At 46.7% G+C, this 16,574-nt stretch carries 18 protein-coding genes; 11 read left to right on the forward strand and 7 right to left on the reverse strand.

Annotated elements, in window-relative coordinates:
- Window positions 1-283: 283 nt before the first annotated feature.
- The gene (gene pan1, locus HQRW_RS03015) at window positions 284-1,501 is read left to right on the forward strand and encodes a proteasome-activating nucleotidase Pan1 (protein WP_014555415.1); all 1,218 of its coding nucleotides are present in this window, start codon (window positions 284-286) and stop codon (window positions 1,499-1,501) included.
- 65 nt (window positions 1,502-1,566) lie between these two features.
- Entirely contained in the window at window positions 1,567-2,253 is a 687-nt protein-coding gene (gene nth, locus HQRW_RS03020) for an endonuclease III (protein WP_014555416.1), read from the forward strand.
- A gap of 92 nt (window positions 2,254-2,345) precedes the next feature.
- Here nth and HQRW_RS03025 read toward each other — a convergent pair whose 3' ends face one another.
- On the reverse strand, window positions 2,346-2,825 hold the full coding sequence (locus HQRW_RS03025; protein ID WP_014555417.1) for a DUF7321 family protein: 480 nt from the start codon (window positions 2,823-2,825) through the stop codon (window positions 2,346-2,348).
- A gap of 126 nt (window positions 2,826-2,951) precedes the next feature.
- Between HQRW_RS03025 and HQRW_RS03030 the strand changes: the two genes are divergently transcribed.
- From HQRW_RS03030 to HQRW_RS03050, 5 genes are all read left to right on the forward strand, one after another.
- Window positions 2,952-3,977 carry a DUF7319 domain-containing protein gene (locus HQRW_RS03030; protein ID WP_014555418.1) on the forward strand — a complete coding sequence of 342 codons (1,026 nt, stop codon included), beginning with the start codon at window positions 2,952-2,954 and terminating at the stop codon, window positions 3,975-3,977.
- Between the two features lie 273 nt (window positions 3,978-4,250).
- Window positions 4,251-4,940, forward strand: coding sequence for a plastocyanin/azurin family copper-binding protein (locus tag HQRW_RS03035; protein WP_014555419.1), 690 nt, complete (start codon window positions 4,251-4,253; stop codon window positions 4,938-4,940).
- Window positions 4,941-4,942: 2 nt separating this feature from the next.
- Window positions 4,943-5,329: a DUF7318 family protein gene (locus HQRW_RS03040; protein WP_011570829.1), complete on the forward strand. Its 387-nt coding sequence runs from the start codon at window positions 4,943-4,945 to the stop codon at window positions 5,327-5,329.
- Window positions 5,330-5,332: 3 nt separating this feature from the next.
- Window positions 5,333-6,139, forward strand: coding sequence for a cytochrome b (locus HQRW_RS03045; protein ID WP_011570830.1), 807 nt, complete (start codon window positions 5,333-5,335; stop codon window positions 6,137-6,139).
- Between the two features lie 4 nt (window positions 6,140-6,143).
- Window positions 6,144-6,962 carry a cytochrome b family protein gene (locus HQRW_RS03050; RefSeq protein ID WP_014555420.1) on the forward strand — a complete coding sequence of 273 codons (819 nt, stop codon included), beginning with the start codon at window positions 6,144-6,146 and terminating at the stop codon, window positions 6,960-6,962.
- A gap of 354 nt (window positions 6,963-7,316) precedes the next feature.
- On the opposite strand, the gene HQRW_RS03055 is transcribed toward HQRW_RS03050, so the two are convergent.
- Window positions 7,317-8,747, reverse strand: a complete 1,431-nt coding sequence (locus tag HQRW_RS03055; protein WP_014555421.1) for an IS4 family transposase — start codon at window positions 8,745-8,747, stop codon at window positions 7,317-7,319.
- A gap of 340 nt (window positions 8,748-9,087) precedes the next feature.
- Here HQRW_RS03055 and HQRW_RS03060 point away from each other — a divergent pair, with 340 nt between their 5' ends.
- From HQRW_RS03060 to HQRW_RS03070, 3 genes are all read left to right on the forward strand, one after another.
- Window positions 9,088-9,498, forward strand: coding sequence for a DUF7315 family membrane protein (locus HQRW_RS03060; RefSeq protein WP_049891590.1), 411 nt, complete (start codon window positions 9,088-9,090; stop codon window positions 9,496-9,498).
- Entirely contained in the window at window positions 9,491-9,763 is a 273-nt protein-coding gene (locus tag HQRW_RS03065) for a DUF7314 family protein (protein ID WP_011570833.1), read from the forward strand. Before HQRW_RS03060 ends, HQRW_RS03065 begins: the two co-directional genes overlap by 8 nt.
- A gap of 385 nt (window positions 9,764-10,148) precedes the next feature.
- Window positions 10,149-10,598: a DUF7313 family protein gene (locus tag HQRW_RS03070; protein WP_011570834.1), complete on the forward strand. Its 450-nt coding sequence runs from the start codon at window positions 10,149-10,151 to the stop codon at window positions 10,596-10,598.
- A gap of 531 nt (window positions 10,599-11,129) precedes the next feature.
- On the opposite strand, the gene HQRW_RS03075 is transcribed toward HQRW_RS03070, so the two are convergent.
- Window positions 11,130-12,068, reverse strand: coding sequence for an alpha/beta fold hydrolase (locus tag HQRW_RS03075; protein ID WP_011570835.1), 939 nt, complete (start codon window positions 12,066-12,068; stop codon window positions 11,130-11,132).
- 130 nt (window positions 12,069-12,198) lie between these two features.
- On the reverse strand, window positions 12,199-12,456 hold the full coding sequence (locus tag HQRW_RS03080) for an MTH865 family protein (RefSeq protein ID WP_014555423.1): 258 nt from the start codon (window positions 12,454-12,456) through the stop codon (window positions 12,199-12,201).
- Between the two features lie 106 nt (window positions 12,457-12,562).
- On the opposite strand from HQRW_RS03080, the gene HQRW_RS03085 reads away from it, so the two are divergent.
- Window positions 12,563-13,108, forward strand: coding sequence for a plastocyanin/azurin family copper-binding protein (locus tag HQRW_RS03085; RefSeq protein ID WP_048066663.1), 546 nt, complete (start codon window positions 12,563-12,565; stop codon window positions 13,106-13,108).
- 161 nt (window positions 13,109-13,269) lie between these two features.
- Here HQRW_RS03085 and HQRW_RS03090 read toward each other — a convergent pair whose 3' ends face one another.
- The 3 genes from HQRW_RS03090 to HQRW_RS03105 all read right to left on the reverse strand — a co-directional run bounded on the left by HQRW_RS03090 (window position 13,270) and on the right by HQRW_RS03105 (window position 16,516).
- The gene (locus HQRW_RS03090; protein ID WP_014555424.1) at window positions 13,270-14,331 is read right to left on the reverse strand and encodes a glycosyltransferase; all 1,062 of its coding nucleotides are present in this window, start codon (window positions 14,329-14,331) and stop codon (window positions 13,270-13,272) included.
- Window positions 14,332-14,598: 267 nt separating this feature from the next.
- The gene (locus tag HQRW_RS03100) at window positions 14,599-15,234 is read right to left on the reverse strand and encodes a DUF420 domain-containing protein (RefSeq protein WP_014555425.1); all 636 of its coding nucleotides are present in this window, start codon (window positions 15,232-15,234) and stop codon (window positions 14,599-14,601) included.
- A gap of 235 nt (window positions 15,235-15,469) precedes the next feature.
- Window positions 15,470-16,516 carry an NAD(P)-dependent glycerol-1-phosphate dehydrogenase gene (locus HQRW_RS03105; protein WP_014555426.1) on the reverse strand — a complete coding sequence of 349 codons (1,047 nt, stop codon included), beginning with the start codon at window positions 16,514-16,516 and terminating at the stop codon, window positions 15,470-15,472.
- Between the last annotated feature and the right edge of the window lie 58 nt (window positions 16,517-16,574).

The raw sequence follows: 16,574 nt of genomic DNA on the forward strand, positions 1-16,574 counted from the left end.
CCGTCAAAACACAATTGCCAGCATTCTGAATTATTCATAAATGAGAGCCATTCCTGCCACTCACAGTGGTGGGATCTCTTCGAAGTAAAGTGAGAAGTGATTGATTGCATATATCAATCGCCGGTCACGCCGATGAATATACTTTATGACCACGTTCAGAAGATAACACCTATTCACTGATCGTCAGTAATGGCTTTGAGACGCCCGAAAACACGGAGTATAGATATCGACTATACTCGCACCGACCCGAAGTCTCTTATGAGGTCCCACCATACGTTATGTAATGAGTGATACTGTGAACGACGTCGACCTCCCGTATGATGAGGAGACGGCGTCGCAGCAGGAAAAGATTCAGGCGCTTCGTGAGCGTCTCGACATCCTCGAGTCACAAAATGAGGAGATGCGAGATAAACTGCTGGACGCGAATGCAGAGAATAATAAATATCAACAGAAACTCGAACGGTTGACACATGAAAATAAGAAACTCAAGCAATCGCCGTTATTTGTTGCAACGGTACAAGAAATAACGAATAACGGCATTGTAATCAAACAACACGGCAATAATCAGGAGGCTCTTACCGAGGTCACTGACGAGATGCGAACGGAATTAGAGCCAGATACACGTGTTGCGGTCAACAATTCGCTTTCTGTCGTGAAACGGCTTGATGATGAGACTGATGTCCGTGCACGAGTGATGCAGGTCGAACATAGTCCGTCTATCAGATATGATGATATCGGTGGACTGGAAACACAAATGCAAGAAGTACGCGAAACCGTCGAGATGCCACTAAAATCGCCAGAAATGTTCGAGACGGTTGGTATTCAGCCACCATCTGGTGTTCTTTTGTATGGACCACCAGGAACTGGGAAAACCATGCTCGCGAAAGCTGTTGCCAACCAGACGGATGCCAGTTTCATCAAAATGGCTGGTTCAGAGTTAGTTCATAAATTCATTGGTGAGGGAGCAAAACTTGTTCGTGATCTCTTTGAGGTCGCCCGTGAGAATGAACCAGCAGTTATTTTTATTGATGAGATTGATGCGATTGCCTCAAAGCGAACAGATTCAAAGACATCTGGAGATGCCGAGGTTCAGCGAACAATGATGCAGTTACTTTCAGAAATGGATGGGTTTGATGAACGGGGCGATGTTCGTATTATTGCAGCGACGAACAGATTTGATATGCTCGATGAAGCGATTCTCCGCCCAGGTCGATTTGACCGATTGATTGAGGTTCCAAAGCCTGGAATTGAGGGTCGGAAGATCATCTTCCAGATTCATACCCGTGAGATGAATGTTTCCGATAACGTTGAGTTTGAGCAGTTGGCGGAGATGGCTGATGATGCTTCTGGAGCGGATATCAAGGCAATCTGCACGGAAGCCGGAATGTTCGCTATTCGTGAGGATCGAACGGAGATTGGAATGGGTGACTTCATTGAAGCATGGGAGAAAATCCAATCCGAATCGAATGCTGATGGCGATACGGCACGTGCGTTCGCATAGAGTCAGAAAATAACGAGGATTACGTTGGAGCACCGGATGAATAAACAACCAATAATTAGTAATTAATGGGAAAACCGCGTACTGATCGTACACAGCAAGTGGATACCGTTCTACGTCGGCTTGCAGAGAGATATCCAGATTCAACAATCTCACTTCAGTTTTCAAATCGACTCGAACTTCTGATTGCTGTTGTTCTTTCAGCACAGTGTACTGACGAACGAGTTAACAGCATTACCGCTGATCTGTTTGAAAAGTACGAAACAGCAACTGATTATGCCGCTGCCGACACTGATGAGCTTGCTGAAGACATCTATGGAATTACGTTTCACAATAACAAAGCAGGTTATCTCAAATCAATTGGTGAGACACTTGCTTCGGATTATGATGGTGACGTGCCTGATACAATGGATGAACTCACTGCCCTCTCAGGTGTTGGACGGAAAACGGCAAATGTGGTCTTACAGCATGGACATGATGTTGTTGAGGGCATCGTTGTTGATACACACGTGCAGCGGATAACCCGCCGACTTGGACTCACAGACGAACAAACACCGAAACAGATTGAGACCGACCTTATGGAATCTGTCCCGGAGTCCGAATGGCAGCAATTCACACATCTATTTATTAGTCATGGACGAGAAACTTGTACAGCACAAAACCCTGACTGTACAGACTGTATTCTTGAAAGTGTCTGTCCATCCTCAAAATGTGATCATGATATTGATCTTGCCTCAAATACACCATGGAAATAATATCTCCTGTCCTCTTTTTCAATAGATGATCGACGTGAACTGTCAGGATGCGGGATAATATTTCAACTCGAAAATGACTCTATCGTATTGAATTAGAGCACATATTTTGTCATATATAAATAAAGTCCAAGTGACCATGCGAGAAACCACAATCCAACATAGCCGAAGACACCGACCCGAAGCCGTCCACGCCAAGCACTCATGTTCGGGTGGAGATCATTTAGCTCGGTTTGTTGATCGGGATCATCATAGAATCCAGCGTTTCGCTTGACTTGGAGAATACGGACAATTCCGGTGAGTGCAAAGGCTAATAGCGCATATGCTTGAAGACCTAATACTGCATGAAGTGCCACAGCACCACCTAACTGCTGGAGTAGACGCGGAATCATCCACGTTACAACAGGAATTGTATTAAGTATAAGACCTGGAATAATAAACTTCAGATGATATGTGAGGACACCCCAGGTGACGGTCTCGGCATCTATCATAATCCATGCACCATATAAATAAAATGGAAGGCTTGCAGTGACCATCGATGCAGCGATAAGTGCGATGGTCGACTCTGATAGCATTGTATATGCTATCTCATGAGCGCAGAGCGCCTAAAATAATCGACTTCGGCTTTTTATGTCAACAAATAATAGTGAATCACGGCTGAATCGTCACGCTAACTACGGGGCCGTTCTATAGGTCGTATAATGACGGAGTCCTCGAATGATGAGACAGCAATCAGTGACGATACTGATGCAGTAGCGGCCGAGGACGCTGACGATAGCTCTCCTGATCAGATAGATACTGCACAGCAACGAACACATGAGGATGGTGACAGTTCACAAGGCAGGGATGGAAGTGCGAATGAGCACCCCAATGAAGACGAGCAAGCGATTGCAGAACTTCGCGCGGAAGTCGAGGAAACGTATGATTTTGGGGACTTTGGTCCAGAGGATATGGCTGAGATGACACTCGAAGAGTGGGAAGCAGCATTTGATCCAGATACGTGGATTGTGGGCGAGGAGCTCCTGGATCGGGTTGAGACCGAACTTAAGGCACGTGTCGCAATCCGCGAGGTGTTTGGAATCGTTGAACGGACTGAAGAGGGTGGGCAAGACCGTGTTGTTGCATACTCCGATAACGGATATGCAACGGTGTTTGCTGATGGGTCTGTTGAGGGGGAGGGAACAATCCGCCGTGATGTTGAGCCAACAGTCGCACTCTGTTCAATGGATAGTTATGAAACAATGAACCCGCCAGCAGATGCATCACTACCGGAACCGCGGGATGTTGTCAAAGGAAGCGGTGAATTCGGTAATTTGATGTTGCAAATTGTCGCAGCCGCACAAATGATTGTTGGAGTTGGACTTCTCGGCGCATGGCTTTTTATTTCAACATTAGAAACAATCGCAGCGCCAGTTACAGCGGTTATCTTTGTGCTTATTGGATTCTTCTTGTTCATTGTCGTCGCAAATGCTCGACTTTCAGATCGATTCCGCGTAGAGGAGTACCGTAATCGACTTCAGGCACTTGAAACAACGCCTGAACCTGAAGTCGCATCGAATGGGAGAACGGCATTAAACACAGAGGAAGCTAAATCCAATATTGATACCAATAATGACGATACAAATACTTCGATGAGCTCTGATACCGCTACTGCCGACGCCAATATCGGTGTAAATCCAAACGCAAACTCACATACCGATAGTGAGGAACACACGGATTCAATATAATCTGACTTACAGCAGTGTCTTCTATCAATCGGAGATTCTGGTGGGAGCCTCTCTTTGAAGTCTGACTGTGAATAGAGTTCATAGATTTGTGCTGGTATCGATAGCAACCACACAGTCGATCATATGTCTGTGCGTCCTGTCTGTTGTCCACCGGCTTTACTCGCGTGATATTAGATAGTATTTAGCATACATTAGATACTCCCTTGTGAATCCCACCGTTGGAAACTGCCGATTCGGTGGTTTTAAACAGACCCCTCCCCGACCCCCGGATGTATGAAGAGGCGGGATTTTATGCGGGCAGCAAGCGTCCCTGCTGCTGCTGCGACAGCCTCCGCAACTGCTGGAGTTGGGTCAGCCCAGGAGATGGGCACAACGACCGAAACACCGAGCGGCACAGGCACTACTAGCACGACAGGGACTGGGACAGACACAGGAACTGTGACTGGGACCGGAACAGAGACTGGAGAAACGGATGACAATGCTGCAGCGGGTGGTCCAACAAAGACAGTGACTGTTGGACCAGACGGGTCGTTAGTGTATGAGCCAGGAACAAGTGATCCGTTGAAGATCGCTCCAGGCACGACTGTCGAGTTTGTCTGGGACTCCGATAATCATAATATCGCTGTTGAAAGCCAACCTGATGCGGCAGATTGGCAAGGTCATGAGACACTTGAGAATGCTGGATTTACATATAGCCACACATTCGAAACCCTGGGCACGTATGAATATTTTTGTCAACCACACAAGACAGCGGGAATGGTTGCAAGTATTGAGGTCGTTGAGAATCCGAATGCCGGTGGTGGTGGCGGCGGTGGTAAAAAAGAACTTCATTCACTTGGTGTTCCAATCCAAGCACACTGGGTTGGTGCGGCAACGATCTTAGCCATTGTCGTTACAGTTATTTTCACATTCTATATATTGAAGTATGGGGAGTCCGCACATACTGGCACTGGGAGGAATTAACAATGTCATCAAGCGGGAGTACATATGGGGATATCCATCGATATGAACCGGCGCGTGAAAGTACTGCAGCGGCGATTGCAATCGTCCTATTAACTGTTGTCGAGGTTATATTTGTATTCTTATTCACCTATGGACTTGTCTCTGGATGGGGACTGACCGATACTGGAAACATGTTCCTTGGTGCAGTTCTTGCTGTCATATTTGTTGACCTTGCGTTTATTCTTGCACTGTATCGTAAAGAATTCCTTCCGGACGTCGTTATTGTAAAAAAGCGACGTCGGAAATGGGAAGATCTCTATATCCGTGAGGACGATGTTGATGGGACAGGCTTCGCCGACGGTGCATGGGATCAAATCAAACACGCTATTTACCCATATTACAAGCGATAATCAATGAGTTTAGAAAAAAAAGACGAATACGATCATAAAAGCTGGATGAAAAAGAAAGATTTGACACCGATCGAGTCAGTCTTTCTGACAAGTCTCATCTGGCTTGATAAACGGCTTCGCATTGTCGATTATTTAGAGTTAATGGAGACTCTTTATTACCGAGTTAATCTCCAGATGCCGAAGAGCCACACCGAGCAGTATAATCTTGATAATAAATTCTGGTATTGGTATCCGTTGTATACGTTAGGATTCTTCTCAACACTTGCATACGTTGTTGCTGCGATTTCAGGTGCATTACTGGGGTTTTATTATAGTCCATCTGCGGCTGCTGGTGGCGAGGCAGCTGGAACCGTTGCATATCAGAGTATTGCGATTATTATGCAGGATCTTCAGTTCGGATTTATGCTCCGATCTATCCATCGCTGGTCTGCGCAGGTCATGGTTGCAGCCGTGTTCCTCCATATGCTGCGGGTGTACTTCACTGGTGCATATAAGGAGCCTCGTGAGCTGAACTGGCTTATTGGTATTGTACTAATTAGCCTGACGATGGTATTTGGGTATACTGGGTATCTACTTCCATGGGATCAGCTTGCATACTGGGCAGGACAGATTGGCGTTGAAATGTCACTTTCAATCCCATTAGCGGGCGAGTGGATTGCGCAGCTGCTATTCGGTGGGTTCTCACTGGGTCAAGCGACACTTCAACGGATGTACATTATCCACGTATTCTTACTCCCATTCGTGGTGACAACATTGATTGCTATTCACATTGGTATCGTCTGGGTACAAGGTATCGCAGAACCACATTAAGCTAATGAGTGACAATACTACCACATCAAATACGAACACAGGTTCCGACGCAGACACAGACGCAAGCACGGACGCACAAGAACGAGACATTCGAACAGACGGGACCGGCATCGTTGCGCCGGATGATGAAACTCCGGCATGGAGCGAGCGAAAAAATCGTAGTACAGGGCTTTCTCGCCTCACATATGAATATTTTGAGCGTGCTCGTCGCGAGGATCAGGACCTTCGACAGGAATCCGATTATGTCGAGCGTGACGTACTTGCGTTTCCAACATGGCCACATGAGATCATTCGCAATCTTGCTATAGCGAGTTTCTTTACCGGGATGATCTTGTTTTTATCGGCGACTCTCCCGCCTCACATTGGATCTCCAGCAAATCCATCAAGCACTCCAGCAATTATCCTTCCTGACTGGTATCTCTACTGGTCATTTGGCTTGTTGAAGCTTGGTCCGTTAAACCCTGAACTTGCAATCTTAGGTGGCGAAAAGCTGATGAGCGATCGAACATACGGCGTGTTAGCGAATGTAGTGGTCGTTGGTGTTGTTGCAATTGTTCCCTTCTTGAACAAGGGAAGTGCTCGTCGACCCGTCGAACAGCCCTTCTGGGCTGCTGTTGGTGTCGGCGGTGTCATTTTTGCATTCACCATCAGCGTCTACTCTGCCAAGAATCTCATCCCGATGAATGTCCACTTATTATTTGATCTCACGTTCATCCTTCCAGTCGTTGCTGGATTCGTGACATGGGCTGTTTTGAAGACAATGCGTGAAGGCTATTCATACGATCTCAATCGACGGTATTACCGTCTTCGTCCACCAAAATAAGCTCATATCTCACATCTTATACTACACGGCATAGCATACTAATTATTGCTTGCTGATTTTGATTTTATGATTATTTCTATTGTCATATATCTATCGTCGCATTATCATGTCTATTCTCTTCTTGAAATGACTGTGTGACACATCGCGATTTACGACCATCCCTCGACGGTCTGTCTCTTACCCATAACTCAATACTAGAGGGTAATTTCAACCAAATCAGGCATGAAAAGAAGAGATCAATCAAATTTCCATCAGTATCTGCCCAAGATTAGAGAAGTATCCATGAAGCCGCTTGAAAAGCTCAGTTGAACTCGTTATTTCGGCGGGTTCTGCTAAATGAGCCCGCTTCGCGGCTCATTCAGCACCGAGTTCGTATCCTTCAGCCCACATGCGTAGCTTCTGGAGTCCTTTCCACATCGTCTCCCACCCTGGTGGCGGATCTGAACCACGATCGAGATAACCGCCGAGTTTAGCCACGCTCACTGCGTATGATTTCCCATCTTGACCGCTCAATTCTGGAAATTTCGTTTCCAGAATTGTGCGCTCTGCCTCACTCAGCAGGACCGCCGGAGATACTGAACTATCACCACGAGCAAGTTCTCGTAGCTCCAGAACCTTCCACGCGATCACTGAATACATGCTCAACAACACTTCCATCCGCTCCCAAGTCTGCAGTTGCCGTTCTTCGATGTTACAGCCACTCTTGAGCACTTTATGCCAGTCTTCAATTCGCCAGCGGAGGCCGTAATAGTCGATGAGTGTCAGCGTTTCCTCAAACTCTTCGACCGATTCAGTGGTGAGCAACACCCACTGAATCGGGTCGTCATTTTCACCGACCTCGTCGACTCTCACGACATTCACCTCGATTGAACCCTCTTGTTCAGGATTATTCCTTGGCGCGCGCAACTCACATGTTCCAGTGGCTATCGACAACTCCGCCGTTCTCGCTTCGCGCCCACCTCCCTGTTGAATCTCGATTGTTTTGCGACCTTGCTCGGCAAGGTCGCTGCTCCAGTCAAAGAGTTTTCCAGGTTCACCATCATCAGTCCAAATCCGTCGGTTTTGACTCGCTCGGATGATAAAGCCAGCATTTTCCATCTTTCTGGTGACTTCCTCGTAGAATGCGAATGAATCTGCACCTCGGTCATGGATAAATAGCGGGCGGATATCATCGGCAAGCCAGTCTCTGGCTTGCCTGTCGCCACGGCTCCATTTCTCATGTTCACTGTCAAGTTGAATCGGCTCTGCTTTGCCGTTGGCATCGTACTTCTCATCGGCCTGCTGGTCCTCGATCAGCGGCTGCTGATCGATGACCCCAGTCATTCGATGGGTCCGTGGATTGATTCCGATCGTGGAGTGAAGCTTGATACCTTCGAGATCCATCTCAGAGTTGCCAATATCACCGAGACCCTCCTTGGAGGGATGTCTCGGAAACACGAGTTCGGTGGTATCGGAGATAATCAGGAGTTCGTCTGACCGACTCACTCTTGATTGCTGTTGCTGCTTGTGAGCAGAGAGAATCTCGTTGGGATCCACATTCTCATTATCGCAAAATCGGTATGTAGCTTTTGTGGACGCCCAGTCTCCGCAGGCAGCAGGGATGGACTCGGCAGGCGAGCTGCCGATGCCGAGTTCATCCCCAAGTTGTACTAGTCGGTCACTCAGGCGCTTGTCTCCAAACTCGGCTGATCGAAACTCCGTTTGAATCCATCCTGAAACATCCATGTCACACAGCTGCCCATCTTCATCGAGTTCTGGCTTCCAATTCCGTGAGCGACGCCCCATCTACCGATCTTGGTTCGTCTACTCTTCCATTAGGACTTATGGGTAAGAGACAGCCCTCGACGGTGGGGGGTGACACTATTGAACTAGACATCATCACAAGTTCAAAATAAAAAGCGATTTCACATCACTGCCCAATCAATTATATAATGCTAATTGACCTGCGATGGGTGGAAAAGCAGCGGTATAACGCGGGTGTCGCAGGACATAGTGATAATAGCATGAATATACACGAAGCACATTCTAAACGCAGGATTATTATTTTTCTTTGGTGTACGTATATTGAAAATATGCCATTCAGGGTATCATCTATTACCTCTCTGGTGACAACAATGAGGAGACAATGACGGACGACAACTCTCTAACAGCACGCACAGAACAAAATGACATTGACACTACTGACATGACGACAGAATCTGAGTCTGAAAGACGTGATATCGTCGTTCCAATGCGAGTTTATAAAACTGTTACAGTGTTTTCGACGCTGCTTGCAGTGGTGAGTGTTGTGATTGGATTTCTATTTTTAGATGCGGCAACATTGAACGTCAGTTTAGTCGGTGACCTCGTCAGGTTTATACTTGTCATCCTTAATATATCGATTCCAGAATCTGTGCTTAGCAGCCTTTTTGCGGTGATTGGACTAGGGAGTATTGGATTGGGTGCAGGTGTCTATGTGATCGGAACTCGATTTCGTGCTCAAGGAATGGGAAAGTCTCAAGAGGACGCCAGCGAATCATCGGATACAAATGGCTGATGAGTTCATCAAAGGGCTTGGAATCTTTACTGCGGGTGGACTCGGATGGATGGTACTCGCAGGATGGTACCGAACTGAGAGCTTTGAAAGCAGCCAACAACTCGTTGCGCCTGTATCGCTTAGTGACTCAGCGACGATGTTCGATACAATGGGCGTGCTGTTGATGGATACTTTCTTTTGGTTCACAATCATCGGCGCGTTGACTTTCTGGGTACTAATCCCAGTCGTCAGACAAGCCCGTGAGGTAATTCAAGATGGTAGTTGAGTACGTTCAGGAATATCGAAGCAACTGTTAGATAACTAAGAGATTCTGAAGTTATTCATTGATACGGATACAATACTTACTATCCAGTATTCAGTGTGTGATGCGCAATACTGTACAGTTCAGATTATGATTGATTTGACTGACTGCATGAACATATCATATATGACAATCAATTAATACAAGACTTTGCTGAAATCAATATGTGGTCATAAATCAGATCATATCACGACATGTGTTATCTGAATTTATTATATATTTGTTATTATTTTGATAAAGACAAAATAATCAGACAGCGAAGATAATGCCGGGTGCATCACCGGTCAGTCATTCAGATGGCTATATTGATTAGAAAAACTCTAAATCCCCCTCCGCATACGCTCTGAATATGCATCCGCTCCAGTTTATTATCCCTCTCGATGCGTTAGCAGCGGTTGCCCCGATTCTCGCGTACATCACACTGGGGCTTGCTCTTCTCAATCTTCTAACGCGCATCGTCCAGCATAGATTTCATCTTAAACAGGCAAAAGCAAGTGACGATGATGAAGGACTCAATCGATGGCTTCCACATACAGCAACAACAGTGGGGCTTGTGCTTGTATCGTTTTTATATATGATTCCACACCCTCATGGTGGGATGGTGATGTCAGTGCTCGCACTTGGCGTTCTCTTTGCAGACTTCTTTGAGTATGAGTCTCGACTTGTCGAAGCACGGTCGAAAAGCAAACAACTCAGCCGCCCAATTGCAGCTGTTGGTGCATCTGCGTTCATGCTTTTATACGCGGCATATCAGAGTGTATTTTTCGTTATCGAGCCGGTGTGGAACTCAATTGTCTGAGTTGACTGCAGTTGTGCAAACATACCAACTCCAATATCAACCACGGCAGATCCGCTTGCGAACCCTATTATTGGTGGGACAGGCACTAAACACCTGCTTTAGCGATGGATACAGCGCAGCCTTTGAGCAGTGAACACCCAAACCGAAAGGCGTGAGTGCCCACACTACGGTTCTTTGATTGTCATTGCGATGGTTCCCCATCGTGATTGACTATCCGAAAATTGGCAGTTGAGTTGGTGTCTGCCTCATCAAAAAGTAAGCCTTCGGACGAGCAAACCGACGTAAAACAATCAGGTACCTCCGAGTCCTTCACAGGATAGGAGTAACGGGGGCGTGGCACTCCCATCGGCGGGTCGGATTGCAAACGTAACTTCCCAATTCAGCGGGCCTTTGCCCGTGGGAAGCCCCGTTTACGGTGGGGAGGATTTCACATCAGCGAATTCTATCTATTCTCTCGTTCGGTACTTTCTGTTCTGATAGATCGAGGCTCTACTGTGATCTCTCATTAATTCTTCTTATCCTCATCTGAACCTATCGTCGGCTGACGGCTGATTGAATTGTCTCAACGCATTGATCTGGAAACTCAACATGTGGTAGTAGTTTGGCATCATCAACAACAACTAATCGACAGCCTGCGTCCTTTGCGAGTTCGCGCCCTCGCTGGAGTGGCGTTATATCAGCTTCACGTCCCCACAGCAGCGTTACCGGGACATCAATATCTGAAAGCGTTGTTTTCAATTCTTCTGATTCATTGAGAAAACCACTGATGAATGATGCTGGGGCGTACCGAGCGTTTGGCTGATGAGCGGTCTGCCATTCGTACTCCATCCATGTCTCAGAGACATTTTCAATGTTGTAGTATCCATGATCTGCATTGAAATAGCGGATTGATGGCTTTGAAGTGAGCAGATTGAATAGCGCTGTTCCAATGACCGGCGCTCGAAGTAGCTCTCGAAGCGCAACAATGCGATTTGGACCGCCCTTCTCAGTCGGACAAATGAGCACTACACTCTCGATATCAGTCTCAATATCTTCATGTATGCTGGCGAGATACGCCCCCGTGAGCGAGGATGCAACGACGGAGACTGAGTTGAAACGATCCTCGCTGAGGAATGCCTGTACGAACTCCTCATAGAATGTGTCTGAGTAGCGAAGTGGGGGGCGATCAGATGTCCCAAACCCTGGAAGGTCTGGGGCAACAACGTGATATGACTCTGCAAGCGCTGTGAATATCCTTCGAAATTCACCATTTGACCCTGCAGCATTGATCCCATGCAGTAATACGAGTGTATGATCTGTTGGGTCGCCTGCCTCAGTGTATGATATATCAATCCCGCTCCACGTCAAGGTGTTATGCTCGCCACTCAAAGCTGGATCAATTGAATCTACGTATCGGTTGAGGACAGCGTTTATTCCAGAGAGCCCTCCGACACCCGCAGCAAGCGCACCCAGTGCTGATCGAACTCGCATGTGATATTATTTGTCATCAGCGATATTCAAGCGTGCGACTTCCGACTCTCAGCTTGATCGAAGATAGTATACCGATATGATATACAACCGCGGAGAAAACCTACGACCATTACCTGAGAGAATATCAGTATCATATCATTTCTTCAGCTTTAAGCCCCTCAATAATATCATCAACAAGTGAATCAACGTCTGCGTATGGAAAGTCCTGATGTGTACCAAGTTTAGCTGCCATCTCAAGTGCGGTGAGTGTTACCTCATCAGCATGGAATTTTGTCCTTGGTCCATCTGGAAGCGTTGGGACGAGATCCATTTGACTGTCAACAGGAAACTCAGCACCACTGAATGCATCATGAAATTGCTGTCTAAGTTCACTCTCAGTGTCTGTCATAGCCGCAAATGTGAGACAATCCCAAAAAGGGTTCCGAAACGATGGATAAAATTGCTGAACGAAACGAATCAAAGTATTCACTACATCCGATTGCTAACGGAAGCGTATGACTGAGGAGAATATGGAGCTGTCCCGACGGGCACTGCTGACAACCGCGGTTGGTAGCGCGGCTGCTGGAGGAGCAATCGGGACTGCAACTGCTCAAGCGGATGGAAGTAGTACAACAGTGACTGTTGGTCCAGGTGGCTCATTAGTATTTGAGCCAGGAACAGCCGAGTCTTTACAGATTACTCCGGGGACAACTGTTGAGTTTGTTTGGGACTCTGATAATCATAATATTGTTGTCGAAAGTCAGCCTGATAGCGCAAACTGGGAAGGACATGAACCAATCGAGAATGCTGGGTTTAGCTATACGCACACATTTGAGACGCTTGGTGCATACGAATATTTCTGTCAGCCACACAAGACTGCAGGGATGGGTGCAAGCATTGAGGTTGTTGAGAGCATCTCAACGCCTGCACCATCCAATGTTCCAACGGTTCCGAGCTCGGCGAAGACACTTGGTGTTGCCACTGCTTTAGCGATGGTCGCAACACTCGGGCTTGGATTTTTTTTCCTCAAATATGGTGGTGATTACGATATTGAAGAGTAATTGAATATCCACCAACTGCGCACTTATTATCTAGCCGTCTACGTGATATCCACTTATGTGGGACCTCACGTATGGACTTTTTTCTACATCATTTTTTAGGACTTATCGGCTTTGTATTTATATCGACTACCGATATGAGTGAAAAAGCTGAGCGCATATGCTTAGCTAAACCATCCAAATTCTGATTGTGCAGCCACATACTGATCCTCGTATTGTTTCAACACTGCACGGTGGTCATACTTGCTGAACGATTCAGCAATCACTGATGAATTAATCTCTGCAGCAGATTCAATCTCAGCAGCGATACCCTCAGGATCGGTAACCCGAGTCCCTCGTTCGTAATCCTCGAGAAGCTCATGCGCACTTGATCGCGCTTGATACTCAACAACTCCAACGCACCCACATGCAAGTGCCCAGAGTAGTTCTCGTGCGAACGGCTCAACTGAAGCCGTCTGTGCGAATACATGTGCGCCTTTGAGAGTCGAAACAAATTGTTCGAGTTCCATTGAGCCATAGAATGTAATTCGATCATCAATTCGGAGATCACGAGCCATTGCCTCAGCGTCTGACCGCTGTGGTCCATCGCCAATAACCGCCGTTCGCCATTGCTTGTTTCGCAGTTCTGCGAGTGCTAACAAAAATGAGTCAATATTCGACTCATCATCAAGTCGGCGGGCATAAACAATATCTGCACGGTCATGGATATCTGCATCTCGAACTAATTCAAAATCGATTGATTCAGGAAGTTGAATGATTGAATCGGTATCGCCGCCAACTGACCGGACGTCAGTTTTGATTAATTGTGAGGGGGTGAAGTGGCGTGATCCTGCACGTGCCGCTCGTCTGACGACCCATGGATGGTCTGTTTCGTCCACTTGCCACCAATCTACGACGAGTGGTGTCTGAATCATTATCCCAGCAGTTGCTGCAGCAATAACCTGTGACGGTGGGCTATTTGTTGCATGAATGATATCCGGCGCAATTCGACGAAGTACAAACGGTAATTTCAACGCAAATGCTCTGGGTGTTTTCGCCTCTGTGAGTCCGATATATGCAACATCATTTTTAGTGAATGTTGATACAGACCCCTGCCACCAGCGTGAGCAACAAACAGTGATATCATGCCCGCGAGCGGCTAGCCCCTCCGCAACACGGCGTATCCGACGAGTTGCCCCCTCTGTCCGCTGATCGTCGACATATAATGAGACAAACGCCACGCGCATATCACTCGGTTTCTGCCAGACAACAAAAACCTTCGACATCCGGCTATGTGCGTTTTGATGCTAATCACGGTCAATGTCTGCTTGATATTCTCAACGAGTATGAATCGACAGCAGACGTTGCACTTCTCGCACAATTGAATATCGCTCATTTTTCTGAAAAAAGATTGTACGTTCTTATGACAATTCGCACACGATTTCGTGTGACCAGTCGTTCATATCGCGGTTAAATATGTGCCTTCCAGCGTGGGATCAAACACTCTGTATCAGTCACACAAGAGTCATGATCATCGTCAGTATCACTGCGGTTCCTGACTCAATATATTCCCATCCGAATGTGTGATTCAGAAGAACATATGCAACGACACCAAGCGTCAGAGAAAGTACCCATGCACTGGCAGCGATACGTCCAACGCGACGGTGTGGTGTCTGTTCACGAAGTTCCTGTGGCGTATGTGTAATGCCGAGTACAATCGCATATAGAACGACCGGGACAGAAATGATTGAAAGAAGGATATGAATTGCCAACATTCCAAGATATGGATAATACGCAACTGCCGGTCCAACGAACTCTTTTGTGCCGCCCCCGCCAATTTTTGTGAGGTAAAGGACCAGAAAAATAAGGATTAAGCCAAACGATGTGAGCATCGCTGCTGCATGTTTTCGAACTTCATTACGACGAATCCACCGCCATCCCGCAAGGATCACAATTACATTCACTGCATTTACAACTGCAATCGCATCGGAAATGAGATTCACCTCTGTCAATGAGAGATCAGGATAAATCTGTGCAGGAACAATTCCAATGAACGTCCCAATAACGACTGCATATCCAACGACTGAAAGGATAATAGTGGCCGCAAGCGGGTGGCGCTTTAATGACATTTCAGCGCTCGCAGTAGCCATACTAACCATTAGTTTGGAGGGATATTCCCTCTTCGGGTTTGTGATTATCCTGCTCGTAGAATATACCACATAAAATCGGAGAATACTTCTTCATTTATTATGATATGTCGAGATCAGTAATAATACATTCACATCTTATTTGCTTTCGATGAAATATCTCTCAACTTATTTTTATTTATATATTAATATTTATTATGAAAACATCATCGAGCAGAATCTCCTTATTTGTGTAGCATTAACATACATCAGTGAATACTGCTGCTTCGCGGGCAGCTGCTTCACTCACTCCATTGCCGAGGATTGTATGTCGATCTCGAATGGCATGTGCGCATGTTATCGCTTGAATGAATATCTCTTCATCAATCCCAAGTTCTGTTGCTGTTGTCGGTGCACCAACATCCGCAAGGGCAGCGCGGATATCTTCCCACTCACCATTTTCACCACTATGAAGATATGCCGTAACAATTGAGGCTACTCCAACTTGATGACCATGTAATGCTGCATCAGGGACAAGTCGATCAAGTTGATGTGAAATGAGATGTTCAGCACCGGAGGCCGGTCGTGAGGATCCAGCAATCGACATTGCTACACCGGAGGAGACAAGCGCTTTCGCAACAAGCCATGCAGACTCTTCGAATCCCTTTTTTATTGCATCAGAATTATCTACAAGCATCTCCGCGGTCATCTGTGAAAGCGCACCGGCGTATTCGCTATACTCAACATCTTGCAGTCGGTGTGCGAGTTGCCAATCCTTGACAGCAGTATAATTCGAGATAATATCAGCACAACCAGCCGTTGTGAGTTCCCATGGTGCTTCTGCTAGAACAGCAGTATCAGCAACAACCGCTAGTGGTGGATCTGCGGCGACAGAATGTCGGGTGTCACCCTCTGGGATTGATGACCGTCCAGAGACAATCCCATCGTGACTTGCTGCTGTTGGGACAGAGACAAATCCACATCCAAGTCTGTCTGAAGCCATTTTTGCGGTATCAATTGGTTTTCCACCACCAAGTCCAATAAGATATCCGGCGTCTGTAGCTTTAGCAGTGTCAATAACAGCCTCAACAGCGTCAAAACTTGCATGATCGACTGAAACTGTTTGTGGGTCTGCGAACTGTGAACGGACACGGTTGCCAATAAGCTGATCTGGAGTCGGACTTGTCACAATAAGCGGACGTCCATCAAGATATAATTCTTCAATCGCGGCGGCGAGGTCACCTATTACATCATGACCGACGAGGACATTTCGCGGGAGCTTAATCCACGTCGTCTTTTTGAGCATATGTATTTCTGTAGGGGGTGATTCAAAGACTTTCCCGATTACCCACTGGAAAATCCTG

The organism is Haloquadratum walsbyi C23, assembly GCF_000237865.1.
Classification (GTDB): domain Archaea; phylum Halobacteriota; class Halobacteria; order Halobacteriales; family Haloferacaceae; genus Haloquadratum; species Haloquadratum walsbyi.